Raw genomic sequence first — 25,431 nt, 5'->3', positions numbered from 1 at the left:
CGGATTCGTTAACGTGTTCGAAACTACACGCGCGTAATTCCGCGGCGCCGGTCGTCTCCGGAGGTTCCGAGCCCTGTGGAAAGTTCCCCTCTAGGTGCCGCGCCCGCGGGCTCAGCCGAGAAAGGCGAAGAGGAGCCGGACGAACCCCCACGCGCACATCGTGACCCAGAACAGCGTCCACCCGAGCAGGGTGTAGCCCCAGACGGCCTGGCCCACGCTCATGCGACCACGGCGGAAACGGACGCCGAGCACGATGCCGACGACGAGCGCACCCGCGACGACCAGAGCCGCGATCTGCTGCTGCCAGACGATGATCAGCGGGAGCGCGAGGATGACCGCGAACGCCGCCGCGTCGTAGTTGACGCCGGAGGACGCCGCCTGCACGCCCTTGCAGCACGAAGAAGGCGACGAGCGCCAGCGCGATGACCACCACCTGCAGCCATCCGAGCGCCTTCACCCAGAACGGCAGGCCTCGATCATCCGTAGCATCCGGATGACGTTCCGCGACCTCTGTCATGGCGTTTCCCCCCTCGTCGCGTCCAGTCTGCCCGTGCGGTGAACGGCCGAGGGGGAGGGGTTGACGGGGGAAAGACAAAGCCCTCCCGAACGGCCTGAGGCCGCCCGCGAGGGCTGTGGAGGGGCTGACGGGAATCGAACCCGCGCTATCTGCTTGGGAAGCAGATGTTCTGCCATTGAACTACAGCCCCGTGCGCCTTGCGGCAGCTCGGCCAGCATAACAGCGTCTGCGTGGCATCCCTCGGCATCCGGGATGATCACGCGATTCGAGCGCGGGGTCGGCGCCGTCGAGACCGCGGGAGATTCGCGAGGACGCACACGTTCGTCGCCCATCGCACGCGGTCTCGACAAACGGATGCGGTTTCGACACCGCCCCTCGGCGCCGAAACCCGACCGACGTGACACGGGCCCCGCCTCTAGGCTGGGGCCGTGCTGCTCTCCGATCGCGACATCCGGGCCGAACTCGACGCGAAGCGCCTCGGCCTCGAGCCCTTCGACCCGGCCATGGTCCAGCCCTCGAGCGTCGACGTGCGTCTCGACCGCTACTTCCGGTTGTTCGACAACCACAAGTACCCCTTCATCGACCCCGCCGAGAACCAGCCCGAGCTCACGCGTCTCATCGAGGTCGAGCCCGACGAGCCGTTCATCCTGCACCCGGGCGAGTTCGCCCTCGGGTCGACGTTCGAGCGGGTCAGTCTGCCCGACGACGTCGCCGCGCGCCTCGAGGGAAAGTCGTCGCTCGGGCGTCTGGGGCTGCTCACCCACTCGACCGCGGGGTTCATCGACCCCGGGTTCTCGGGCCATGTCACGCTCGAGCTCTCGAACGTCGCGACGCTGCCGATCAAGCTGTGGCCCGGGATGAAGATCGGGCAGGTCTGCTACTTCCGGCTCACCTCGCCGGCCGAGAACCCGTACGGCTCCGGGCCCTACGGCAACCGGTACCAGGGACAGCGCGGCCCGACGGCCTCGCGCTCGTCGCTGAACTTCCACCGCACCGACGTCGGCTACACCGACGCGGGTTCCGCGGGACGCTGACCGAACGACGACGCGGCGGGCTCCCGAGGGAGGTCCCGCCGCGTCGTGTTCTCGATGATCATTCGGATGCCGCGGACTCGCGCCCACGGGTGAACCCGGCGTCGAAACCGCGTTCGTAGGCGCGCTCGACCGCCCGGTGTCCGCGGCCGTGTCCGCGCTCGTGCCGGTGGCCGTGGTCGCCGTGGCGGGGGTCGCCGCCCTGCGGGGAGCCGTCGGATGTGCCGTCGCCGTCGGGCCGGTGCCCGTCGGTGTGCCCGCCGTGGCGGGGGCCGAAGCCGTGGTGGGCGTTGCCGCCGTCTTCGCGCCGGTGGTCGCGCTCGCCGCCGCCGAAGCGGGGGCCGCCGCGCATTCCGGGACCGAAGCCGCGGCCGGACCCGGGGCCGAACGGGCCGGGACCGAAGCCGAAGCCGCGGGGGCCGCGCCGGCCGGCGTCCTCCTCGAGGCCGAGGGCCCCGGAGATCGCGTCGAGGGCGGCGGTCAGGCGCGCGATCTCTTCGGCCGGAACCTCGGCGAGAAGCGCCTGGCGGTCGGCATCCACTCGATCGAGGATCTGGCGCCCCTCGTCGGTGAGCGTCCAGCCGTCGCCGGCGGGGGCGATCCATCCCCGGTCGGCGAGGGCGCTGATGCGCTTGCCGCCGCGGGCGATGCGGTCGCTGATCCACGGGGCGTCGAGGCGTCCGTCGATCACGGAGAGGACCGCGACGGTCTTCGGGTGCAGGTCGCTGTCGCGCAACTGCGCGAACAGGCGGTGGTGCAGCGCGTGGCCGACCGTCGTGAGGCGATGGGCGAGGCTGCGGGGATCAGAAGGTGCGGGGGTGTTCATGGGGGAGTCCTTTCGTGGGCGGTCGATCCGCCATTGCATGTCATGTGACAACGAATGTACTGTGACATGCATTCCCGATGCTTGTCAAGAGACATGTAAAATTTCCGCATGGCCACCGACCCCGCCGACGAGATCGCCGCCGCCCTCGGGCGCCTGCGCGGACGACGCCCGAGGCCGCCGTTCCCGGCCGAGGCGCACCACCACCCGCACGGCGACCACGGTGGCGGGCACGGCGGGCCCTGGGGCCGCGGCGCTCCGCCGTGGGCCGCCGATCCCTCGCACGGACGCTTCGGCGGGCCGGCGCGCCTGCGCATGCTCGACGCCCTGGTAGCGGCATCCGGTTCGCTCTCGGTCAGCGAGATCGGCGAGGCCGTCGGCGTCGACCAGCCGCGCGCTTCGCGCCTCGTGCAACAGGCCGCGCAGATGGGGCTGGTCGCGCGCGAGCCCGACCCCGACGACGCTCGTCGCACGCGCGTGCGCCTCACTCCCGAGGGCGAGAGGCTCGTGTCGGGTTTCCGGGGACGAAGGCGGGATGCCGTGCGCTCCGCACTCGAGTCCTTCAGCGACGCCGAGCGCGTGGAGTTCGCCCGCCTCTTGGCGAAGTTCGCCGATTCCTGGCCCCGCGACTGAGGTCGCGGCATCCGGATTCTCGACGATGGATCACGCGGTCCGCGCGAGATCACCCGACCGGGACCACGCGCACCGTGTGATCTGGCGGAGCTCCGTGCCGGCGCGTGTCAGGCGATGACGGCGGGCTTCGCCTTCACCGGGATCAGCAGCAGCAGCCCCGCGCCGAGGATCAGCACGATGCCCAGGATGCCGAGGCGCGTGTCGCCCGTCAGCCCGACGAACAGCGCGAACAGGCCCGGGGCGAGGAACGACACGGCGCGACCGGTCGTGGCGTAGAGGCCGAAGATCTCGCCCTCGCGCCCCTCGGGGGCGACGCGCGCGAGGAACGACCTGCTCGCCGACTGCACCGGACCGACGAAGGCGCACAGGCCGAGGCCCACGATCCAGAACGCGGTCTGCGAGGTGCCGATGAACAGCACCGCGCTGCCGAGCACGATGAGTCCGATGAGCGAGGCCATGATGACGCGCTTGGGCCCGAACCGGTCGTCCAGGCGTCCGGCCGCGAAGGTGCTGATGCCGGCGACGACGTTCGCCGCGACGGCGAAGTAGAGCACCTGCGTCGAGCTGAAGCCGAAGACCTGCGCGGCGATGATCGCCCCGAAGGTGAAGACGCCCGTCAGCCCGTCGCGGAACACCGCGCTGGCGACGAGGAACACCAGGACCTGTCGGCTGTCGCGCCACAGTGATCGCAGCGTGGCCCACAGCAGAACGTAGGAGCGGAAGAAGCTGACCTTCACCCGGCGCTCGCGGGCCGGGATCTCGGGTACGCGCAGCAGCACCGGAATCGCGAAGACGGCGTACCAGAGGGCGGATGCCACCACCGCCAGGCGGATGTTCCAACCGCCGTCCTTGGTCACGGCGAGGAGCCCACCGGCATCCGGATCCCCGAAGCTCTGGATGAACAGCACGAGCAGCAGGATCAGCAGCACGATGCCGCCGACGTAGCCCATGCCCCACCCGAAGCCGGAGACGCGGCCGATGTTCTCGCGGGTCGAGACCTGGGTGAGCATCGCGTAGTAGTTGACGCTCGCGAACTCGAAGAAGACGTTGCCGACCGCGATGAGAGCGGCCCCCAGCACGAGGAAGTGCGGAGTGCCCTCGACGAACACCATCGCCGCCATCGCGATCACCACGAGTCCGGTGTTGATGCCGAGCCAGAGCTTGCGACGGCCGGTGCCGTCGGATCTCTGGCCCAGGACGGGGGCCACGAGCGCCACCACGATCCCGGCGATCATCAGGGCGACGCCGACGAGGGTGGCGTTGTCGGCGAGGGCGCGCACGAGGGCGGGGTCTTTGTCGTTGCCGTCCGCGGCGGCCACGATCGCGGGGTCCACGAAGAGCTGGCTCGCCAGATAGGTGCTGAAGACGAAGGTCGTGACCACGGCGTTGAAGGCCGCGGAGCCCCAGTCCCACAGGGCCCAGGCGAGCACGGGACGGCGTGCGGAGACGTCGGTCGGGGTGGCGGCGGGGGGAGGCATGGGGGTCACGGTAGGGCCCTTCGGTGAACACCCGGTAAGGCCGGGATCAGGCCACGCCGTCGTCGACGTGCGCGTTCAGGTTAGACCCCGGCCCGCGCGTGGGCGCGGAGGAGACTACCGTGGAGTCATGGCATCCGAAACCCCCGTCGACTCCGCTGAGGCGGAGACCACCCCCGAAAAGCTCACCTTCGCCGATCTGGGACTGGATGCCGCTGTGCTCAAGGCCCTGAAGGACGTCGGGTACGAGACCCCCTCCGCGATCCAGGCGGCCACGATCCCGGTCCTGCTGCAGGGTCGCGACGTCGTCGGCCTCGCCCAGACCGGAACGGGCAAGACCGCTGCCTTCGCGCTGCCGGTGCTGTCGCAGATGGAGACCGGCCACAAGAACCCGCAGGCTCTCGTGCTCGCTCCCACCCGTGAGCTGGCCCTGCAGGTGTGCGAGGCGTTCGAGAAGTACGCCGCCCACATCAAGGGCGTCTCGGTGCTCCCCGTCTACGGCGGTCAGGGCTACGGCCAGCAGCTGTCGGCCCTGCGCCGCGGCGTCGACATCGTCGTGGGCACCCCCGGTCGCATCATGGACCACCTCGACAAGGGCACCCTCGACCTGAGCGAGCTGAAGTACCTCGTGCTCGACGAGGCCGACGAGATGCTCAAGATGGGCTTCGCCGAAGACGTCGAGACGATCCTCGCCGACACGCCCTCGACCAAGCAGGTCGCGCTGTTCTCGGCGACCATGCCGGCGCAGATCCGTCGCATCTCGGCGCAGTACCTCAACGATCCCGAAGAGATCACGGTCAAGACCAAGACCGCGACCTCGACGAACATCACGCAGCGTTACCTGATCGTCTCGTACCAGCAGAAGATCGACGCCCTCACGCGCATCCTCGAGGTCGAGAACTTCGAGGGCATGATCGTCTTCACCCGCACGAAGAACGAGACCGAGACGGTCGCCGAGAAGCTGCGCGCCCGCGGCTACACCGCCGCCGCCATCAACGGCGACGTCGCCCAGGTGCAGCGCGAGCGCACGGTCAACCAGCTGAAGTCGGGCAAGCTCGACATCCTCGTCGCCACCGACGTCGCCGCCCGCGGCCTCGACGTCGACCGCATCAGCCACGTCGTCAACTACGACCTTCCGATCGACACCGAGTCGTACGTGCACCGCATCGGCCGCACCGGTCGCGCCGGTCGTACCGGTGACGCGATCAGCTTCGTCACCCCGCGCGAGCGCCGCATGCTCACCGCGATCGAGAAGGCCACGCGCCAGCCGCTGACCGAGATGTCGCTGCCGAGCGTCGACGACGTCAACGCCACGCGCCTGACCCGTTTCGACGACGCGATCACCACCGCCCTCGAGGACACCGCGGCCATCGCGACGTTCCGCGACGTCGTGGCCCACTACGTCGCTCACCACGACGTGCCCGAGGCCGACGTGGCCGCAGCTCTCGCCGTGGTCGCCCAGGGCGACACCCCGCTGCTGCTCGAGGCCGAAGCCTTCCGTCAGCAGCGTTTCGACAACGACCGGCCCGCGCGCGAGGGCGGTTCGCGTGACGGCGGTTCGCGTGACGGCGGCCCGCGCCGCGACACCTCCGGCCGCTTCGCGACCTACCGCATCGCGGTCGGTCGTCGTCAGCGCGTCGAGCCGCGTCAGATCGTCGGCGCCCTCGCGAACGAGGGGGGTCTGCGCCGGGGCGACTTCGGCGCGATCCAGATCCGCCAGGACTTCTCGCTCGTCGAGCTCCCCGCCGACCTGTCGAGCGACACGATCGGCCGCCTCGCCGACACGCGGATCTCGGGTCAGCTGATCGACCTGCGCCTCGACCAGGGCGGGCGCTCCGCCAAGCGCAGCGACCGTCCCCAGCGCCGCGACCGCGACCGCGACTGAGCCCCGGCATCCGTTCGACGCCCCCGCTACCTTCCGGTGGCGGGGGCGTCGTCGTCTTCGGGCCAGCGACCCCCGCGACGTGCGCGCCCCGTCGCGAACCGGGCCATGTCCCACTTCGTGCTGGCTGGGGCCTGGCAGAGAGCCCATTTCGGGACATGGTCTGCGCAGAAGGGGACAGGGGGGCCGGGAGACCGGGTGCTCGGCGTGGACCGTGTCCCACTCGAGCGCCGTCCGCGCCACCGTTTCGGCACACGGCCTGCACGCATCGAGACACGGGCGCTCGGGATGCCGGTGCCCCGCGGCCGCGGAACGCGGAGCGCACAGCGCGCCGGGTGGTACGGCATCCGGAAGTTGAGCCAATTCATATCAACTCTTCTTGACGACCCGGAGGGCGTGCGTTAGCCTTGAGTCATCGCGGCTCAACCCGCGCAGAGACTTTCATCCAGAACCCCGAGTGCGGCAACGGCCGTGCTCACAAGCAAGGAGACACATATGCCCCGTGCAGTGGGAATCGACCTCGGTACGACCAACTCCGTCGTGAGCGTGCTCGAGGGTGGCGAGCCCAAGGTCATCGCCAACGCCGAGGGTTTCCGCACGACCCCCTCGGTCGTCGCTTACACGAAGGATGGCGAGGTGCTCGTCGGCGAGACCGCCAAGCGCCAGGCCGTCACCAACGTCGACCGCACCATCTCCAGCGTGAAGCGCCACATGGGCACCACCTGGACCTTCGACGTCGACGGCAAGAAGTGGACGCCGCAGGAGATCTCGGCCCGTATCCTCCAGAAGCTCAAGCGCGACGCCGAGGAGTACCTCGGTGACAGCGTGACCGACGCCGTCATCACGGTGCCCGCGTACTTCAACGACGCCGAGCGTCAGGCCACCAAAGAGGCGGGTGAGATCGCGGGCCTCAACGTGCTGCGCATCATCAACGAGCCCACCGCGGCAGCCCTCGCGTACGGCCTCGACAAGGGTAAGGAAGACGAGCTCATCCTGGTCTTCGACCTCGGTGGTGGAACCTTCGACGTCTCGCTGCTCGAAGTGGGCAAGGATGACGACTTCTCGACCATCCAGGTGCGCGCCACCTCGGGCGACAACCGCCTCGGTGGAGACGACTGGGACCAGCGCGTCGTCGACTACCTCATCAAGCAGTTCAAGGACACGACCGGCGTCGACGTCTCGGGTGACAAGATCGCCCTGCAGCGTCTGAAGGAAGCGGCCGAGCAGGCCAAGAAGGAGCTGTCGAGCTCGACCTCGACCAGCATCAACCTGCCGTACCTGTCGCTCACCGACTCGGGCCCCGTCTCGCTCAGCGAGACGCTCACCCGCGCGAAGTTCGAGGACCTCACCAAGGACCTCCTCGACCGCACCCGCAAGCCCTTCTCCGACGTCATCCGCGAGGCCGGCGTCAAGGTCGACGACATCGCCCACGTGGTGCTCGTCGGCGGCTCGACCCGCATGCCCGCGGTCGCCGAGCTCGTCAAGAAGGAGACGGGCAAGGATGCCAACAAGGGCGTGAACCCCGACGAGGTCGTGGCCGTGGGTGCAGCCCTGCAGGCCGGTGTCCTCAAGGGCGAGCGCAAGGACGTCCTGCTCATCGACGTCACCCCCCTGAGCCTCGGCATCGAGACCAAGGGCGGCATCATGACCAAGCTCATCGAGCGCAACACGGCCATCCCGACCAAGCGCAGCGAGACCTTCACCACCGCCGACGACAACCAGCCGTCGGTCGCGATCCAGGTCTTCCAGGGCGAGCGCGAGTTCACCCGCGACAACAAGCCGCTCGGTACCTTCGAGCTCACCGGCATCGCCCCGGCCCCCCGCGGCATCCCGCAGGTGGAGGTCACCTTCGACATCGACGCGAACGGCATCGTGCACGTCTCAGCGAAGGACAAGGGCACCGGCAAGGAGCAGTCGATGACCATCACCGGCGGTTCGTCGCTGCCGAAGGAAGACATCGAGCGCATGGTGCGCGAGGCCGAAGAGAACGCGGCCGACGACAAGAAGCGCCGCGAGTCCGCCGAGACCCGCAACCAGGCCGAGACCCTGTCGTACTCGATCGAGAAGCTGATCAAGGAGAACGAGGACAAGCTCCCCGCCGAGGTCAAGACCGAGGTGCAGGGCGATGTCGACGCACTCAAGACGGCTCTTGCCGGCGACGACGACGACGCGGTCAAGACCGCGTTCGACAAGCTGAACGCCAGCCAGGGCAAGCTCGGCGAGGCCATCTACGCCTCCTCGCAGGCCGCGGGCGAGCAGGCCGACCCCAACGTGGGCCAGCCCGGCAACGGTGAGACGCCGAACCCCGAGGAGGACGTCATCGACGCCGAGGTCGTCGACGACGAGCCGACCGACGAGAACAAGAAGTAAGCGATAGAACATGGCACACAAGGACGACGAACAGCCCACGGGCTCGGGCGCCGGTCCTGACGAGACGGGGCCGGAGGAGAACACCTCCGGCCCCGCGCCGTCGGGCGAGCAGTCCGAGACGCAGGAACCGGATGCCGAGGGCCTGACCATCGACGACATCCTCGGGGCCGAGCAGACGCCCGAGGCCGCCGCAGAGGGGGCTTCCTCCGACAAGGAGGCCTCGCTGCTGATCGACCTCAAGCGCCTGCAGGCCGAGTACGCCAACTACCGTCGGCGCACCGAGGAGCAGCGCGAGCGCGAGATCGAGCGCGCCAAGGGTGAGGCCGTGAAGGGCCTGCTACCCGTCATGGACGACCTCGACCGCGCCGCCAAGCACGGCGATCTGGTCGAGGGCACCCCGCTCGCGGCCATCGGTGACAAGGTGCGGGCCGTGGCCGAGCGCCTCGGCGTGGTCTCGTACGGCGCCGTCGGCGACGTGTTCGACCCGCAGCAGCACGAGGCGATCTTCCAGGCCCCGACTCCGGGCGTGACCGAGACGACGATCCTCGAGGTCGTCGAGGTCGGCTACCGCCTCGGTTCGGTCGAACTGCGACCGGCGAAGGTCGTCGTCGCCGTGCCGGCCTAGGAGGAGGACGAATGGCGAGTCAGGACTGGTTCGACAAGGACTTCTACAAGGTCCTCGGTGTCGACAAGAGCGTCAGCGCTGCCGATCTGAAGAAGACGTACCGCAAGCTCGCGCGCCAGTACCACCCCGACTCGAACCCGGGAGACGCGAAGGCCGAGGCGAAGTTCAAAGAGATCAGCGAGGCCTACTCGGTGCTCAACGACCCCGAGCAGCGCGAGGAGTACGACCAGATCCGGGCCATGGGCTCGGGGGCGCGCTTCTCGGCTCCCGGGGCCGGGGGCGGGGGCGGCTTCGACGACGTCTTCAGCCGCTTCGGCCAGGGGCGCCAGGCGCCGTCGGGCGGCTTCGACGACTTCTTCACCATGTTCGACCAGCAGGGCGGCGGCTTCGGCTCCGGCCGGTTCGGTCAGACGACCGGAGGGTTCCGCGGCTTCGGCGGCCCGCAGAAGGGCGCCGACGTCACCGCGCGGACGACGCTCGACTTCGTCACCGCGGCCAAGGGCGAGACCATCACCCTCGCGGGTGAAGACAACGTGCCGTTCAAAGTGAAGATCCCGGCGGGCGTCTCGGACGGGCAGAAGATCCGTCTGCGCGGACGGGGGCGCAAGTCGCCCGACGGCGGCGAGAGCGGCGACATCGTCGTGACCGTCGCGGTGCGTCCGCACCCGGTGTTCACGAGGGACGGACTCAACCTCCGCCTCACCGTGCCGGTCACCTTCACCGAGGCGGCGCTGGGCGCGACCATCGAGGTGCCGACGCTGGGGGGCGACCCCGTCCGCCTGCGCGTCGCCCCCGGAACGCCGTCCGGCCGCGTGCTGCGCGTCAAGGGACGCGGGATCGAGACCACGAAGGGCTCCGGCGACCTGCTCGCCGAGGTCCAGGTCGCGGTTCCCACTCATCTCGACGACGCCGCTCGCGAAGCCCTCGAGCGGTTCCACGAGCTCGAGCCCAAAGAGAACCCCCGCGCCGACCTGATGGCCAAGGCGCGATAACACCGCGCGCGTCGCCGAGGTTCTCGGCATCCGATACGACAGGATGCCGAGAACCCGGCACCGCACCCGGCACGACGAAAGAGGTGAAGACGTGTCCGAGAGAGAGATCGACGAAGACGCTCCGATCTTCGCCATCGCCGCCGCCGCCGAGCTGTCGAACATGCACCCGCAGACCCTGCGGCAGTACGACCGGCTCGGTCTCGTCGTGCCCGCGCGCACACAGGGCGGGTCACGGCGGTACTCGAGCCGCCACGTGCAGCAGTTGCGCGAAGTCGCACGGCTCTCGGGCGAGGGCATGAGCCTGCCGGCCATCGCCCGCCTGCTCGCCCTCGAGGAGCGGGTGCACGAGCTCGCCCGCCGTGTGAACGACCTCGAACGTCAGCTCACGATCGAGCGGCAGTCCCGCCCCGGGGCCCGTGTCTTCGCGGCCGGGGCGACCGGATCGGTCGTGACCCTCCGCCACGGAGCCCGCGTGCGCCGCGCCACCGACATCGTGCTGTGGCGGCCGCGCGACATGCACGGCGACTGACGCGCCGTCTTCTTCTCGGTCTCTCCCGAGCTGTCGGCCGATAACACCCGTCTTGCTCGGTCGGTACGACGACACAGGGGTGCGCCTCGGTAACAGGGCGGTTCCGCCGAGATCTCCCCGTGTCGAACGCGACGCCCGTTCTCCGGACGGTTCCCCGGGTCAGGCCGGGTCGAGTCGCAGGACCGTGGGCGACTCGCCGAGCTTCATGTCGTCGACCACCCGGATCGTGCGCGCCACCTCGTCGACCGACGCGATGACCGTGCCGAAACGCTCGCGATCCGAGCACACGGCCGTCACGGTGACGAAGTGCGAACCCGTGTCCCACGTGTAGGTGGCGAACGGCGGCGTCTTCGGATCGCTCGGGAGCGGCATCGCGAGCTTCTCGCCCACACCGAGATGGGGGTTTCGGAACGACTCGGTGTCGTCGTACTCCATCGGCATCATCGCGCGCGCCGTTCGCAGCTGGGGCGTGGCCTCTTGCAGCTGCGCCATCACGACGAGCAGCTCGGGGTCGCTCTTCCAGACCCAGACGAGCACGCGCCCGGCCGCGCGGCGCATGAGAAGGGGCGCCGCCTGGCTCAGGATCCAGGCGAACGCACCGCCGCCCGGCTTCGGAGCGGCGCCGGCGGCCTGATTGGCCTGGCTCAGCAGCATGCCGATCGCGGCCTTCCGGTGGCGGCGGCCGCGGAAGCCGAGCGAACCCGTCACGGGCACCCAGAGGTCGGCGGGGGCGTCGGCCTGCAGTCGGGACATGCGATCAGCCTACGATCCGGCGCCGGGGAGCGGGATGCCGACTTCCGGCGTTCGCGGCGGGAGAACGCCCCCACACCGGAGCGGGTGGCCGTTGTCGGAGGTCGGTGCCAGTCTGGGTCCAGCGGTCATGGCGACCGCGTCGATCTCTTCGGAGGGCTTCGTGCTCGGCAAACTTCTCATCCGCTATCTCTCGCGTTATCGCTGGTTGCTGGTCGCCATCCTGGTGTTCCAGGCGGCGTCCGCGATCGCGACGCTCTATCTCCCGCGCCTGAACGCCGACATCATCAACCTCGGCGTCGCGCGCGGTGACACGGGCTTCATCTGGTCGCAGGGCGGGCTCATGCTCGTGATCTCGCTCGGGCAGATCGTGGCATCCGTGATCGCCACCTACTTCGCCGCGCGGGCCGCGATGGCCGCGGGCCGTGACATCCGCCTCGATGTGTTCGAGCGCGTGAGCGGCTTCTCCGAGCGCGAGCTGTCGCAGTTCGGCGCGGGCTCTCTCATCACGCGCAACACCAACGACGTCCAGCAGGTGCAGATGCTGGCGATGATGGGCGCGACCATGCTCGTCAGCGCCCCGCTGCTCGCCATCGGCGGCATCGTCATGGCCCTGCAGCAAGACGTCGGTCTCAGCTGGCTGATCGCCGTGGCGGTGCCCGCGCTGCTCGTGGCGGCCGGGCTCATCATCGCGCGCATGGTCCCGCTGTTCCGCAGCTACCAGACCAAGCTCGACGCGGTGAACCGCGTCATGCGCGAACAGCTCACGGGAGTTCGCGTCGTGCGGGCCTTCGTCCGTGAGCGCATCGAAGAAGAACGCTTCCGCGAGGCCAACACCGACATCCTCGTGGTCGGCCGCAAGGTCGGATCCCTGTTCGTGCTGCTCTTTCCTCTGGCGATGCTCGTCCTCAACGTCACGGTGGTCGGCGTCATCTGGTTCGGCGGCATCCAGGTCGACGCCGGAGGGGTCGAGATCGGAACGCTGTTCGCCTTCATCCAGTACGTGGCGCAGATCCTCGGCGGGGTGCTCATGGCGAGCTTCATGACCGTCATGATCCCGCGCGCCGCCGTCTCGGCCGAGCGCATCGGCGAGGTGCTCGACAGTCGTTCGACGCTCGAGCGTCCGGCGAATCCCGTCGAGCGACTGCCCGAACCCGGCGCGATCGTGTTCGACGACGTCGCCTTCGCCTACCCGGGCGCGGAGTCTCCCGTCGTCTCGGGGATCAGCTTCACGGCCCGACCCGGCGAGACCGTCGCGATCGTCGGCTCCACCGGTGCGGGCAAGACGACACTCGTCTCGCTCATCCCACGCCTGTTCGACGTCACGTCGGGTGCCGTGCGCGTCGGCGGTGTCGACGTTCGACAGGCCGATCTCGACGTGCTGTGGAAGAGCATCGGGCTCGTGCCGCAGCGGCCCTTCCTTTTCAGCGGCACGGTCGCCTCGAACCTGCGGTTCGGGCGTGAAGAGGCCACCGACGACGAGCTCTGGCATGCCCTCGACATCGCTCAGGGTCGTGACTTCGTCGAGGCGATGGAGGGCCGGCTCGAGGGGCGCATCGCACAGGGCGGGACGAACGTGTCGGGCGGTCAGCGCCAACGCCTCGCGATCGCGCGAGCCATCGTGCACCGCCCCGCGGTGCTGGTGTTCGACGACTCGTTCTCGGCACTCGACCTCAGCACCGACGCTCGATTGCGACAAGCGCTGTGGAAAGAGCTGCCCGAGGTGACCAAGATCGTCGTGGCGCAGCGCGTGTCGACCATCACGGGCGCCGACCGCATCGTGGTGCTCGAAGACGGTCGCATGGCCGGTCTCGGCACGCACGACGAGCTGCTCGCCACGAGCGCCACCTACCGCGAGATCGTCGAGTCGCAGCTGGGGGTCGAGGCATGAGCACTCCCGACACCCTCACCGAAGAAGAGCGCGCCGAGGCAGAACTCGCCGAACAGGCGCGACTGAACTCCGGCAGCTGGGACAGCGTCGCGCCCGGGAAGGCCTCGAACTTCGGCCCCAGCTTCCGCCGCCTCGTCGGGCTTCTGCGGCCGCACGCCGCGGCCTTCATCTTCGTATCGATCCTCGGCGCCCTCGGCGTCGTCCTCGCGGTGCTCGCACCGCGCGTGCTGGGGGATGCGACGAACATCATCTTCGAAGGCGTCGTCTCGAAGGGCCTCGCCCAGCAGTTCGCCGCCGGCACCTCGCAGGTCGAGGTCGTCGACGCACTGCGCTCCGCCGGTCAGAACGACATCGCCAACATCGTCGGCGCGATGGACGACTTCTCCGTGGGGGCCGGGGTCGATTTCGACGCGCTCCGACGCGTCATCGTGACGGTGCTCGCGATCTACGTCGGCTCGTCGCTGCTGTCGTGGATCCAGGGCTACGTGATCAACGTCATCATGGTGCGCACCATGTGGCGCCTGCGCGAAGACGTCGAGGCGAAGATCAACCGCCTGCCGCTGTCGTACTTCGACCGGGTCCAGCGCGGAGAACTCATCTCCCGCGTGACCAACGACATCGACAACATCACGCAGACGATGCAGCAGTCGCTCTCGAGCGCCCTGACCTCGGTGCTGACCGTTGTGGGCGTGCTCATCATGATGTTCACGATCTCGTGGCAGCTCGCGCTCGTCGCCCTCGTCTCGCTGCCGCTCATGGCGGTCATCTTCGGCGTCATCGGGCCGAAGTCGCAGAAGGCCTTCGGCGAGCAGTGGAAGAAGGTCGGTCGCCTGAACGCCCGCGTCGAGGAGTCCTTCTCGGGTCACGCCCTCGTGAAGGTCTACGGCCGCGAGAAGGACGCGCGCGAGAAGTTCGAGGCCGAGAACGAGGAGCTGTACCGGGCGAGCTTCACGGCGCAGTTCCTCTCGGGCATGATCATGCCGGGCATGATGTTCGTCGGAAACCTCACCTACGTCGGCATCGCCGTGCTCGGCGGACTGATGGTGGCCGGCGGGCAGATCCGCCTCGGTGACGTGCAGGCCTTCATCCAGTACTCGCAGCAGTTCACGCAGCCGTTGTCGCAGCTGGGCGGAATGGCAGCGGTCGTGCAATCGGGCACCGCCTCGGCCGAGCGCGTCTTCGCGCTTCTCGACGCCGAGGAGCAGGACCCCGACGCCGCGGACGCCCCGACCCACGTCGACGGACGCGGTGTCATCGAGTTCCAGAACGTCCGGTTCTCGTATACGCCGGAGCGGCCGCTGATCACCGACCTGTCGTTCCGGGTGGAGCCCGGGCAGACCGTGGCGATCGTCGGCCCGACCGGTGCGGGCAAGACCACTCTGGTGAACCTCATCATGCGGTTCTACGAGCTCGACGGCGGGCGCATCCTGCTCGACGGGCAGGACATCGCCGAGCTCCGACGCGACGACGTGCGTTCGCGTACGGGCATGGTGCTGCAGGATCCCTGGCTCTTCGCCGGATCGATCCGCGACAACATCCGCTACGGCCGCGAGAGCGCCACCGACGACGAGATCATCGAGGCCGCCGTGGCGACCCGCGTCGACCAGTTCGTGCACTCGCTCCCCGAGGGGTACGACACCGTGCTCGACGAGGACGCAGCCAACGTCTCGGCGGGCGAGAAGCAGCTCATCACGATCGCGCGGGCGTTCGTCGCGCGCCCGTCGGTGCTGATCCTCGACGAGGCGACCTCGTCGGTGGACACCCGCACCGAGCTGCTGCTGCAGCAGGCGATGGCCGCGCTGCGCCAGGGGCGGACGTCGTTCGTGATCGCGCACCGCCTGTCGACGATCCGCGATGCGGACCTCATCCTGGTAATGGAGCACGGCGACATCGTCGAGAAGGGCACGCACGACGAGCTCATCGCGCTCGAGGGGGCGTACTACCGCCTCTACCGTTCGCAGTTCGAACAGGCCACGACCGACCTCGACCCGGTCTCGGCGGAGGGGCAGCGCGACGGCGACCCGCAGCGCTCACCGGCGACGGATGACGCCGTGGTGGTCTCGGCGATGGCGGTGGCGGCATCCGAGGTCCCCGCCGCGGCGGGCACCGATGGTCCGCCGCGTCCGGCGCAGGGCATTCCCGCCTCCGAGCCCCGACCCGACGAGTGACGTCACCGCTTCGCGTCAGCTCTCGAAGCCCGCTCGGTTCCGCGCCGGGCGGGCTTCGTCGTCCGTCCGGGATCCGGGGGACCATCGGCGCCACCCGTGAAGTGGCCCGGGGCCCCCGAAATTCGCTCGGGTACAGTGGGGAAGCGCATGCACCTTCCCCTCGCCACGACCGCCGCATAGATAGGCCTCACCCCTCGTGACCACTCCTGCGACGCCCGCCGATCCTCCCGCGCCCGCCGCGTCGACCGACTCCTCGACCGCGCCCGAAGCGGTGCCGACCCCCGATCGGCCGCTGCGGATCCTCATCGGCGCCGACACCTTCCTCCCGCACGTCAACGGTGCCGCCCGCTTCGCCGAACGTCTCGCGGCGGGTCTCGTCGCCCGCGGACACGAGGTGCACGTCGCGGCCCCCAGCGCGCAGCACGGCAAGGTCGGCACCGGCACAGAGGTCATCGAAGACCAGCCGATGACGGTGCACCGGCTGCCCTCTCACCGTTTCCTGCCGCACGACTGGCTCACCTTCGTGTTTCCGTGGCGCGCGAAGCACTACGCCCGCATCCTGCTCGACGAGATCAAGCCCGATGTCGTGCACATCCAGTCGCACATCATCATCGGTCGCGGTCTCGCCCGCGAGGCGCGCAAGCGCGGCATCCCGGTGATCGCGACGAACCACGTGATGGCCGAGAACATCCTCGATTTCACGACCCTGCCCGACGCGCTCGACCGCCTCTTCGTGAAGCTGGCCTGGGCCGACGCGGAGCGCACGTTCAAGATGACGCGTGCGGTGACGACCCCCACCCGCAAGGCGGCCGACTTCCTCGAGTCGACGATCGACATCTCGGGCGTCATCCCCATCTCGTGCGGTATCGACCGCTCCAACTACCGGCCCGACTTCACGCCGCGCGACGCCAACCGCATCCTGTTCGTCGGACGGCTGACGACCGAGAAGCACATCGACGTCGTGCTGACGGCGTTGTCGCAGCTCGACCCCGCTCTCGATGCCACCTTCGACATCGTCGGCGGCGGCGACCAGCGCGCCAAGCTCGAGACCCTCGCGCAGCAGCTCGGAGTCGCCTCGCGGGTGACGTTCCACGGCCACGCCTCCGAAGAGGACCTGCGCACGCTGTACTCACGGGCCAGTGTCTTCGCCATCGCCTCGATCGCGGAGCTGCAGTCGATCGCCACGATGGAGGCCATGGCATCCGGCCTGCCGATCGTCGCCGCGAACGCCGTGGCCCTCCCGCACCTCGTGCACGAGGGAGACAACGGCTACCTCTTCGAGCCGGGCAATGCCGAAGAGCTCGCCGCGCGCCTGACCGACGTGCTCAGTGCGGCTCCCGACGAGCGGAGGCGCATGCAGCAGGCGTCCCTCGATGCCGTCGCCGTGCACGACATCAACCGCACGCTCGACACCTTCGAGGCGCTGTACCGCGGTCGACCGCTGCCGGAGTAACACCCGTGCACGTCGTGATGTTCGCCGACCAGCACCTCGAGTCGCTCGGCGGCGCGCAGGTGTCGATGCGGTTGCAGAAGCGCTTCCTCGAGCGCGCGGGTCACGTCGTCACGGTCGTGGCGCCGCGCCTGCATCGACCGGCCGACCACGACGCGGCCTACCTCGATCTGCCGTCGATCGCGATCACCCCCGACCGCGAGTACGCGCTGACCTGGCCGGGCGCCCGGACGGACAGATTCCTGGATGCCGAGATGGGCGCGCGGCTCCCGGTCGACGTCGTGCACGTGCAGGCCGACTTCTGGGGCGCGTTCATCGGCCACCGCTACGCCGCTCGCCACGGCCTGCCGGTGGTGCACACCATGCACAACCGTGTCGACGTGGGGATCGAGGCGACCGCGCCTTTCCCCGGGCTCGTGCTGCGCGCGCTCAACGCCTGGGCGCGGCGAGTGCTTCCGGACGCCGTCGGGTCTCGCGCGAGCGCGCCGACCTCGGACGGCTCGGTCGCGTCTGTGCGAGGTCGGCGAGCGGCGCCGAGTCCGGCGACCCCGCGCCCCGCCGACGGGTGGGCGTTCCTGCGACAGCTCGCCCGCCTTTCGCGAGCCGTCACCGCCCCCTCCGGCCACTTCGCCCGCCGCCTCGAGACGCACGGCGTCGCCGATGCGGTCGACGTCATCTGGAACGGCATCGACGACGATGTGCTCGACGCGGCGCTGAGCGCCGAGGCGGGGGGTCGCCGGCCCGGCCGCCCGCGGTTCATCTGGCTCGGCCGCATGAGCCCCGAGAAGCGCCTTCTGCCGTTCCTCGAGGCGGTCGTCGCCTCGGGAATCGACGCCGAGGTCGAGATCGTCGGCGGCGGGGCTCAGCTGCGCGCCGCGCGACGACTGATCGAACGGTCGTCGCCCGTGGCCTCGGTGATCTTCTCGGGCCGTCTGCCCTACGCCGAGACACTCCGGCGTCTCGGCGATGCCGACGTCGTCGTGCAGACCTCGATCGGGTTCGAGACCCAGGGCATGACGGTGTTCGAGGCGGCCTCGCTGGGGACCCCCGCCGTGGTGAGCGACCCCGACATCGCCGCCGAGCTCGGCTCGGGCGTCTGGGCGGTTCGGGATGCCACGGTCCCGGCGCTCGCGGAGGCCCTGCGCCGTGCCGCGGACGACGTCGCCGCCGGCTCACCGATCGTGCCCGATCCCTCCATCGCCGAGCGGTTCCGCCAGTCCTCGCGCACGGCAGCGATGGTCGACGTGTACGCTCGCGCGGTCGCCGCGGGACGCTGAGACGACCGGTCCGAGCGGATCGGAAGACCCCGCACGCGCGCGGACGGAGCGTGTCGCGACGCGCCGGGGTGCCGGCATCCGGGATCGGGGTGTGTTTCCCTGTCTGCGACCGTGCGCGCGGCGGTGGCCGTCACGGTGTGGGCGCGACGGCGGGGCCGGTCGCGGCGTGCCGGGTCTCGGGGGCTGCCACCCGCAGCGTCTCGAGCGGCGCCTGGTTCTTCGCCGCGCGGGGCTCTTGCGGGGCCTCGCCCCTCGCCGCGCGGGGCTCTCGCGGATCCGCACGCCGGGGGTCCGTGGGAACCCGGCCGTAGCCGTCGGTGCGGACGAGCCACACGGTTCCGACGATGCCGGCCAGAGAAAGGATGCCGAGGGCGATGAAGTAAGCCATGGCAGGAAAGCTACGGGTAGAGGAATGGTGCCCACGAGTGGCATGATGGACGCCTGTCGTCAGATTTCTGCCACACCGGAGGTTCGCATGCGCTCGGTCGCCGTCGTCATCCAGCCCGGGTTCGCCCCGTTCGAGTTCGGTCTCGCCTGCGAGGCGTTCGGCTTGGACCGCAGCGATGACGGCATCCCGAACTTCGACTTCCGAATCGTCGCGCCCGACCCCGGTGTGGTGCCGTCGAACATCGGGTTCTCGGTCAACGTCGAACGCGGACTGGATGCGGCCGCCGACGTCGACATTCTCGTGCTCGCGCCGATACCGCGCGCGCAGTGGGGAGCCGTCGACCCGCGCGTGATCGAGGTCGTCCGTCGGGCGCACGAGCGCGGCGCGTGGCTGCTGAGCGTATGCAGCGGGTCGTTCGTGATCGCGGCATCCGGGGTCCTCGACGGCAAGCGGGCGACGACGCACTGGCGCTACGCCGACGTCATGGCGCGGATGTACCCCGAGATCGAGGTGGATCCCGACGTGCTCTACGTGCAGTCCGGGAACATCATCACCAGTGCCGGCACCGCCGCCGGGCTCGACGCGAGCCTCCACCTGCTGCGTCAGGAGCTGGGCTCCGAACTCGCCAACCGCATCGCCCGTCGTATGGTCGTGGCGCCCCAACGCGACGGAGGCCAAGCGCAGTTCATCGCCTCGCCGATCCCGATCGATTCCTCGCTCTCGCTCGCCCCGGTCACCGAGTGGATGCTGCAGAATCTGGATGCCGAGCTCTCGGTCGATCGGCTCGCGGCGCGCGCCCACATGTCGCCGCGCACCTTCGCTCGGCGGTTCAAGGCGGACCTGGGGGTGACCCCGGCCGCGTGGCTCGCGCGTCAGCGTCTGCTGCACGCCCAGCGGATGCTCGAGCAGACCGACCTGGGCCTCGATCGGATCGCCGCGGAGTGCGGTTTCGGCTCGGCCGCGGTGCTGCGCCAGAACTTCGCCCGCACGATGGGGCTGACCCCCACGGCGTACCGCGCGCGTTTCTCGTGCGGCGAGCCCGTGGCATCCGGGGCTGATGTTCCCGCGCGGGATGAGGAGCCGATCCCGGCCTGAGTTCGCCGGGTTGGGTTCCGGTCTTCACGGGTCCCGGCCGGGGTCCGGTGCGCCGGCCCGGACGGGTGTCCCGGGGCTGTGCCTCGGCCCGGTGTGCCTGCTCGGTGTCCCGGTGTCCCGGCCTGGTGTCCTGGCCTGGTGTCCCGGCCCGGTCTCCCGGCCGGTGGTCCGGTGCGCCGGCCCGGACAGGTGCCCCGGTTCTGCGCCTCGGTCCGGTGTGCCTGCTCGGTGTCCCGGCCCGGGGTCCTGGCCCGGTGTCCTGGTGGTCCGGCTCGGTGTCCTGGTGTGCCTACCCGGTGTCCCGGGGTCCTGGCCCGGTGTCCTGGTGGTCCGGCTCGTGGCACGGCCGGTGGCCCGTCTCCGGTGGGCCAACGGCCCGACGGCCCGTGCCGTCGTGCGGAGTTCGCGGCCGACGCCTGTTCCGGCGGGCGCGGTGGCGGCGTGTTGGACGGAACTCCGCGCGACGGTCCGCGGTGCCGTGTGCGGCGGGGTGTGGCTTGTGCCCGAAGCCGAGCCGCGGGGCAGGGCCGTCGGGCGGAGAACGACGCCGACACGCCGTTTCGCCGCCGCCCCCACCGGCGTGGCGCGGCAACGCTCCGCATGACGGCCCGTCTCGGCCCGCACGTCGACCTCGACGTCGACCTCCGCCTCGACCTCGACCTCGACTGGGTCCTCCCCGTGTCACGACCCCGTCTCGGGTGCCCCGACCCCCATTGCCCCGCGACTTCCCCGCTGCTAAACTTGAGTCAACGCAGCTCAACTTTTGAGGCGGCGAACAGACTTTCAGGAGAACACATGAACGCCACACAACAGCCGGGGCAGGAGGACGCGCGCAGCGCCCTCGAGCAATTCGGCATCAACCTCACCGACCGGGCTCGCCAGGGCAAGCTCGATCCCGTGATCGGGCGCGACGGCGAGATCCGCCGCGTCAGCCAGGTGCTCACCCGGCGCACGAAGAACAACCCCGTGCTCATCGGCGAACCCGGCGTCGGCAAGACCGCCGTCGTCGAGGGGCTCGCGCAGCGCATCGTCGCGGGCGACGTCGCCGAGAGCCTCAAGAACAAAGAGCTGGTCTCGCTCGATATCTCGGCTCTCGTCGCGGGGGCGATGTATCGCGGCCAGTTCGAGGAGCGCCTCAAGAGCGTCCTCAAAGAGATCACCGAGTCCGACGGCCGCATCATCACGTTCATCGACGAACTTCACGTTCTCATGGGTGCGGGTGGCGGCGAGGGGTCGGTTGCGGCCAGCAACATGCTCAAGCCGATGCTCGCGCGCGGCGAACTGCGCCTGATCGGTGCGACCACGCTGGACGAGTACCGCGAGTTCATCGAGAAAGATGCGGCGCTCGAGCGGCGCTTCCAGCAGGTCTACGTCGGCGAGCCCACGGTCGAAGACACCGTGGCGATCCTGCGCGGCCTCAAGGAGCGGTACGAAGCTCACCACAAGGTCGCGATCGCCGACGCGGCGCTCGTGGCCGCGGCATCCCTGTCCAACCGCTACATCCCCTCGCGTCAGCTGCCCGACAAGGCCATCGATCTGATCGACGAGGCCGCCTCGCGGCTGCGCATGGAGATCGACTCCGCGCCGCTGGAGATCGACGAACTGCGCCGACACGTCGACCGCCTCAAGCTCGAGGAACTGGCGCTGAAGAAAGAGAAGGACGACGCGTCGAAGGAGCGCCTGGCGACCCTGCGCGAGACCCTCTCCGCCGAGCAGGCCAAGCTCGACGACCTGCAGGCCCGGTGGGAGCGCGAGCGCGCGTCGCTCAACCGCGTCGGTGATCTGAAGACCCGGCTGGATGCCGCTCGCGTCGACGCCGAGCGCGCGCAGCGCGAGGGCAACCTCGAGCGGGCATCGCGACTCCTCTACGCCGAGATCCCGGCTCTCGAACGCGAGCTCATGGTCGCCGAGCGCGAAGAACCGGCGGGCGACCGCATGGTCAACGATCAGGTCACCGACGAGGACATCGCGGCCGTCATCGCCGCGTGGACGGGGATTCCGGTGGGGCGCCTGCTGCAGGGCGAGACCGAGAAGCTGCTGCACCTCGAGCGCGAGCTCGGCAAGCGCCTGATCGGACAGAAGGATGCCGTGAAGGCGGTGTCCGACGCGGTGCGTCGCTCGCGCGCGGGCATCAGCGACCCGAATCGCCCGGTCGGCTCCTTCCTCTTCCTCGGCCCGACCGGCGTCGGCAAGACGGAGCTGGCGAAGTCGCTCGCCGACTTCCTCTTCGACGACGAGCACGCCATGGTGCGCATCGACATGTCGGAGTACGGCGAGAAGCACTCGGTCTCGCGCCTGGTCGGTGCCCCTCCGGGGTATGTCGGGTACGAGGCCGGCGGGCAGCTCACCGAGGCCGTGCGTCGGCGCCCCTACAGCGTCGTGCTGCTCGACGAGGTCGAGAAGGCGCACCCCGAGGTGTTCGACGTGCTGCTGCAGGTCATGGACGACGGTCGCCTGACCGACGGCCAGGGTCGCACGGTCGACTTCACCAACGTCATCCTGATCCTGACCTCGAATCTCGGGTCGCCCATCCTCATCGACCCGACCCTGTCGATCGACGCCAAGCGCGAGCAGGTGCAGGCGCTCGTGCGCCAGGCCTTCAAACCCGAGTTCGTGAACCGCCTCGACGACATCGTCATCTTCCAGGCGCTCAGCCAGGACGACCTCGCACAGATCGTCGAGCTCGCGGTCGACGCGCTGCACAAGCGCCTGCGTGAGCGGCGGCTGAGTCTCGCGGTCACACCCGATGCCCGGTCGTGGCTCTCCGAGCGCGGCTACGACCCGGTGTACGGTGCCCGGCCCTTGCGCCGTCTGATCCAGACCGAGATCCAGAACCGCCTCGCCATGGCGATCCTCGCCGGAACGGTGCGTGACGGCGACGTCGTTCGGGTCGATGTGGCCAGCGACGGCGACTCGCTCGTGCTCGTGAGCACCGGCCCCGCGCAACCGGAGCCGGGCGACGACGACGTCATCGAGGCGGAGATCGTCGAGTAGCGGGAGCGAGGGGGGATGCCGCGTCGAGGGCGTGGCATCCCCCCCCTCTGCGTTCGAGGATGCGGCGCGTCTCCCGCTCGCTCGACGTCCCATGCATGAGCGCCGTTTCCCGCTCTTCCCCCCCGCCCGTGCATAAACGCGCTCTGCTCGCAAAAACGCGAGCAGAGCGTGTTTCTGCGCGCAAATAGCGTTTATGCGGGCGGGGGGCGGGGGGGGGAGACGGCGACCCGGTCCCGGTTGCCCCGCGGGGCAGCCCGGACTCCGGACCAGCCGCGCCGCGCGAACGAGAACGCTCCCCGCCCGGAGGGACGCCGTACGAGGGCGGTCCTCCCGGCGGGGAGCGTCGGAGGGCGGATGCCGTGGCTCAGTCGTCGACGAGCAGCGACTCCTCGACCGTGCGGCGCTGGCGCGGCGCGAGCTCGCGCTGACGCAGGCCCTCTTCGGCGGCGTCGACGTCGCCCAGGGCGCCCACCGCGATCACGGTGACGGGGGTGAAGCGGGCGTCGATGTCGAACGCCGCGCGCAGGTCGTCGGCGACGAAGCCGCCCATCTGGTGGGTGGCGAGGCCCTCGGCGTGCGCCTGCACGGTGAAGTGGGCGGCGGCCTGTCCGCTGTCGTACAGAGCCCAGGTACGAGCCTCGCCGTCTTCTGTCTCGGTCTCGGCGAGCACGACGAGAAGAGCGCCGGCCGCGGGAGCCCAGGCCTGGTTGAAGCCCATCAACGAGGCGACGACGCGCTCGTGCGCGGCGGTGCCCCGGCGCGCCACGATGAAGCGCCACGGCTGGAAGTTCATGCCCGAGGGAGCCCAGCGGGCGGCCTCGAGGGCGGAGCGCAGGGCTGACTCGTCGATCGGCGTCTCGGGGTCGAAGACGCGGGTGCTCCAGCGCTCGGCGAGGACGTCGAGGATGGGGGCGTCGGTGGGGGCGGTGCGGTCGAGGGTGAGAGACATGGGGACTCCTGAGAACGAGGGCTGATCCGGGACGCCGTTGACCCGAACCATTGAACGCCATGAGACGGCGAAGTGTTCCCGTGTGAACCTATAGGTCTGCCATGAGCCGCCGGTCCGCAACCGGCGGCGCCGAGGCCCCGGTGCGCGCGGCGGCGTCGGTCAGGCGTTCCACGACGCGGGACCGGCGGTACCCGCCGGGTACTCGTCGAGCGGGACCTCGCCCTTGCGCCACGCGTCGATGACCGGCTGAACGATGCGCCAGCACTGCTCGGCCGCATCGCCGCGGACGGCGAGCATGGCGTCCCCATCGAGGATGCCGGAGAGGACTTCGCCGTAGGCCTTGAGGGCGCCCTCGCCGAGGTGGGCGGAGAGGTTCACGCGCTCGAGGTCGAGAGGGTCGTCGGCGCCGTTGATGTTCAGGCCCAGGCTGATCGTGTCGGGCCCGAGCGAGAACACCATCTGGGAGGGCTCGCTCTCGCCGATGAACCCGTCGGGAAGATGCCGGACGGGCTTGAACGTGACGGTGACGGCCGGGTCTCCCGCACCGAGTGCCTTGCCCGAGCGCAGCAGGATCGGAACGCCCTGCCAGCGGGCCGTGCGCACTTCGACGGTCATCTCGGCGAGCGTCTCGGTGTCGCGCGAGGCATCGACCCCGGGCTCGTCGACGTACGACGAGAAGTGGCGGTCGCCCACGTCGCCCGCGGTGTAGCGCGCGCGGCGCGAGTTCGCGACCGGGTCGTCGTCTTTCACGTGGGTCGCGCGCAGCACCGCCGAAGTCGCATCGCGCAGATCGAGTTGATCCAGGGATGCCGGGGGCTCCATCGTGACGAAGGCCATGACCTGCAGGAGGTGGCTCTGGATCATGTCGACCAGGGCACCGGCCGCGTCGTAGTAGCCGGCGCGGCCCTCAAGGCCCAGGGCTTCGGGGAAGTCGATGCGGATCGAGGCGATGTCGTCGGCCGACCAGACGCTCTCGACGATGCGATTCGCGAATCGCGTGCCCAGCAGGTTCAGCACGGTTGAGCGGCCCAGGAAGTGGTCGATGCGGAACACCTGGTCTTCGGGCACCAGGCTCGCCAGCTGCGTGTTCAGCGTGCGGGCGCTCGCCTCGTCGGTGCCGAACGGCTTCTCGAGGGCGAGGATCGTTCCCTCGGGGATCGTCACGTCGCTGAGCGCGAGGCACGCCTTCTCGGTGACCGCCGGGGGCACCGCGAAGTACAGGGCCGGTCGGCCCTCGGCGTCGTCGAGCAGCTTCTGCAGATCGGCGGCCGTCGTGATGTCGGCTCGAGAATAGGTCGTCTCCGAGACGGAGGCGAAGGCGTCGTCGGCATCCATCGTCTGGAAAGCCTTCTCGACCACCTCGCGCCAGTGCTCGTCGGTCCAGTCCTCCATGCCCGCCCCGTGCAGACGCACGGACCGGTTCGGCTCGCGCGAGAGCAACTGGCCGAGGGCCGGGAGCAGCAGTCGCGAAGTGAGGTCGCCCGAAGCGCCCAGGATGATCAGGGTGGTGTCCGCAGCCATGGGGTCACCGTAGCGCTCGCCCCCGACATCGCCGTGCCGCTTGCAGCGGGCGCAGGGAAGTCACTAGCGAG

Annotated in this window: 20 protein-coding genes and 1 tRNA gene; 13 read left to right on the top strand and 8 right to left on the bottom strand. The window is 69.8% G+C overall.

What is annotated here, in order from left to right; translation table 11 throughout:
* Positions 1-111: 111 nt before the first annotated feature.
* Both QE416_RS04280 and QE416_RS04275 read right to left on the bottom strand, forming a co-directional pair.
* Positions 112-384, bottom strand: a complete 273-nt coding sequence (locus tag QE416_RS04280; RefSeq protein ID WP_307313772.1) for a hypothetical protein — start codon at positions 382-384, stop codon at positions 112-114.
* Between the two features lie 249 nt (positions 385-633).
* Positions 634-707 (bottom strand) — tRNA-Gly (locus tag QE416_RS04275).
* A 238-nt stretch (positions 708-945) separates the two neighbouring features.
* Between QE416_RS04275 and dcd the strand changes: the two genes are divergently transcribed.
* Positions 946-1,551 carry a dCTP deaminase gene (dcd, locus tag QE416_RS04270; RefSeq protein WP_210076838.1) on the top strand — a complete coding sequence of 202 codons (606 nt, stop codon included), beginning with the start codon at positions 946-948 and terminating at the stop codon, positions 1,549-1,551.
* Positions 1,552-1,609: 58 nt separating this feature from the next.
* Here the strand turns inward: dcd and QE416_RS04265 are convergent, their stop codons facing one another.
* Positions 1,610-2,374, bottom strand: coding sequence for a MarR family winged helix-turn-helix transcriptional regulator (locus QE416_RS04265; RefSeq protein ID WP_307313769.1), 765 nt, complete (start codon positions 2,372-2,374; stop codon positions 1,610-1,612).
* 108 nt (positions 2,375-2,482) lie between these two features.
* Between QE416_RS04265 and QE416_RS04260 the strand changes: the two genes are divergently transcribed.
* Positions 2,483-3,004 (top strand): MarR family winged helix-turn-helix transcriptional regulator, encoded by a 522-nt coding sequence (locus QE416_RS04260; protein WP_307313766.1) that lies wholly within the window; start codon positions 2,483-2,485, stop codon positions 3,002-3,004.
* Positions 3,005-3,111: 107 nt separating this feature from the next.
* On the opposite strand, the gene QE416_RS04255 is transcribed toward QE416_RS04260, so the two are convergent.
* The gene (locus tag QE416_RS04255; protein WP_210076844.1) at positions 3,112-4,482 is read right to left on the bottom strand and encodes an MFS transporter; all 1,371 of its coding nucleotides are present in this window, start codon (positions 4,480-4,482) and stop codon (positions 3,112-3,114) included.
* Between the two features lie 127 nt (positions 4,483-4,609).
* Here QE416_RS04255 and QE416_RS04250 point away from each other — a divergent pair, with 127 nt between their 5' ends.
* The 5 genes from QE416_RS04250 (at position 4,610) to QE416_RS04230 (ending at position 10,877) form a co-directional block, all read left to right on the top strand.
* Complete coding sequence (locus QE416_RS04250) at positions 4,610-6,364, top strand: DEAD/DEAH box helicase (protein ID WP_267788585.1); 1,755 nt, start codon at positions 4,610-4,612, stop codon at positions 6,362-6,364.
* A 492-nt stretch (positions 6,365-6,856) separates the two neighbouring features.
* Positions 6,857-8,731: a molecular chaperone DnaK gene (dnaK, locus tag QE416_RS04245; protein WP_103207881.1), complete on the top strand. Its 1,875-nt coding sequence runs from the start codon at positions 6,857-6,859 to the stop codon at positions 8,729-8,731.
* 10 nt (positions 8,732-8,741) lie between these two features.
* Positions 8,742-9,356: a nucleotide exchange factor GrpE gene (locus QE416_RS04240; RefSeq protein WP_116239535.1), complete on the top strand. Its 615-nt coding sequence runs from the start codon at positions 8,742-8,744 to the stop codon at positions 9,354-9,356.
* 11 nt (positions 9,357-9,367) lie between these two features.
* Positions 9,368-10,348: a DnaJ C-terminal domain-containing protein gene (locus QE416_RS04235; RefSeq protein ID WP_307313764.1), complete on the top strand. Its 981-nt coding sequence runs from the start codon at positions 9,368-9,370 to the stop codon at positions 10,346-10,348.
* Between the two features lie 91 nt (positions 10,349-10,439).
* Positions 10,440-10,877, top strand: coding sequence for a heat shock protein transcriptional repressor HspR (locus tag QE416_RS04230; RefSeq protein ID WP_056224717.1), 438 nt, complete (start codon positions 10,440-10,442; stop codon positions 10,875-10,877).
* 159 nt (positions 10,878-11,036) lie between these two features.
* Here QE416_RS04230 and QE416_RS04225 read toward each other — a convergent pair whose 3' ends face one another.
* Entirely contained in the window at positions 11,037-11,630 is a 594-nt protein-coding gene (locus QE416_RS04225) for a hypothetical protein (RefSeq protein ID WP_210076852.1), read from the bottom strand.
* A 160-nt stretch (positions 11,631-11,790) separates the two neighbouring features.
* Between QE416_RS04225 and QE416_RS04220 the strand changes: the two genes are divergently transcribed.
* From QE416_RS04220 to QE416_RS04205, 4 genes are all read left to right on the top strand, one after another.
* Positions 11,791-13,518 carry an ABC transporter ATP-binding protein gene (locus tag QE416_RS04220; RefSeq protein WP_307313760.1) on the top strand — a complete coding sequence of 576 codons (1,728 nt, stop codon included), beginning with the start codon at positions 11,791-11,793 and terminating at the stop codon, positions 13,516-13,518.
* Positions 13,515-15,686, top strand: coding sequence for an ABC transporter ATP-binding protein (locus QE416_RS04215; RefSeq protein ID WP_307313758.1), 2,172 nt, complete (start codon positions 13,515-13,517; stop codon positions 15,684-15,686). Before QE416_RS04220 ends, QE416_RS04215 begins: the two co-directional genes overlap by 4 nt.
* 196 nt (positions 15,687-15,882) lie before the next feature.
* Positions 15,883-17,139, top strand: a complete 1,257-nt coding sequence (locus QE416_RS04210; protein ID WP_373458835.1) for a glycosyltransferase — start codon at positions 15,883-15,885, stop codon at positions 17,137-17,139.
* A 5-nt stretch (positions 17,140-17,144) separates the two neighbouring features.
* Positions 17,145-18,413, top strand: coding sequence for a glycosyltransferase (locus QE416_RS04205; protein ID WP_307313757.1), 1,269 nt, complete (start codon positions 17,145-17,147; stop codon positions 18,411-18,413).
* Between the two features lie 130 nt (positions 18,414-18,543).
* On the opposite strand, the gene QE416_RS04200 is transcribed toward QE416_RS04205, so the two are convergent.
* A complete protein-coding gene (locus QE416_RS04200) occupies positions 18,544-18,801 on the bottom strand; it encodes a hypothetical protein (protein ID WP_307313753.1) in 258 nt (85 codons plus the stop codon).
* Between the two features lie 87 nt (positions 18,802-18,888).
* On the opposite strand from QE416_RS04200, the gene QE416_RS04195 reads away from it, so the two are divergent.
* A complete protein-coding gene (locus tag QE416_RS04195) occupies positions 18,889-19,896 on the top strand; it encodes a GlxA family transcriptional regulator (RefSeq protein WP_210076859.1) in 1,008 nt (335 codons plus the stop codon).
* A 795-nt stretch (positions 19,897-20,691) separates the two neighbouring features.
* The gene (locus QE416_RS04190) at positions 20,692-22,890 is read left to right on the top strand and encodes an ATP-dependent Clp protease ATP-binding subunit (RefSeq protein ID WP_307313751.1); all 2,199 of its coding nucleotides are present in this window, start codon (positions 20,692-20,694) and stop codon (positions 22,888-22,890) included.
* Between the two features lie 364 nt (positions 22,891-23,254).
* Here QE416_RS04190 and QE416_RS04185 read toward each other — a convergent pair whose 3' ends face one another.
* Both QE416_RS04185 and QE416_RS04180 read right to left on the bottom strand, forming a co-directional pair.
* Positions 23,255-23,839 carry a nitroreductase family protein gene (locus tag QE416_RS04185; RefSeq protein ID WP_210076863.1) on the bottom strand — a complete coding sequence of 195 codons (585 nt, stop codon included), beginning with the start codon at positions 23,837-23,839 and terminating at the stop codon, positions 23,255-23,257.
* Between the two features lie 159 nt (positions 23,840-23,998).
* Positions 23,999-25,360, bottom strand: coding sequence for a glucose-6-phosphate dehydrogenase (locus QE416_RS04180; RefSeq protein WP_307313748.1), 1,362 nt, complete (start codon positions 25,358-25,360; stop codon positions 23,999-24,001).
* Positions 25,361-25,431 lie beyond the last annotated feature (71 nt).

Source organism: Microbacterium sp. SORGH_AS_0421, assembly GCF_030818635.1.
Taxonomy (GTDB): Bacteria; Actinomycetota; Actinomycetes; order Actinomycetales; family Microbacteriaceae; genus Microbacterium.
Note: the sequence above shows the minus strand (reverse complement) of the source record. Positions and strands in the feature narration are given on the sequence as shown.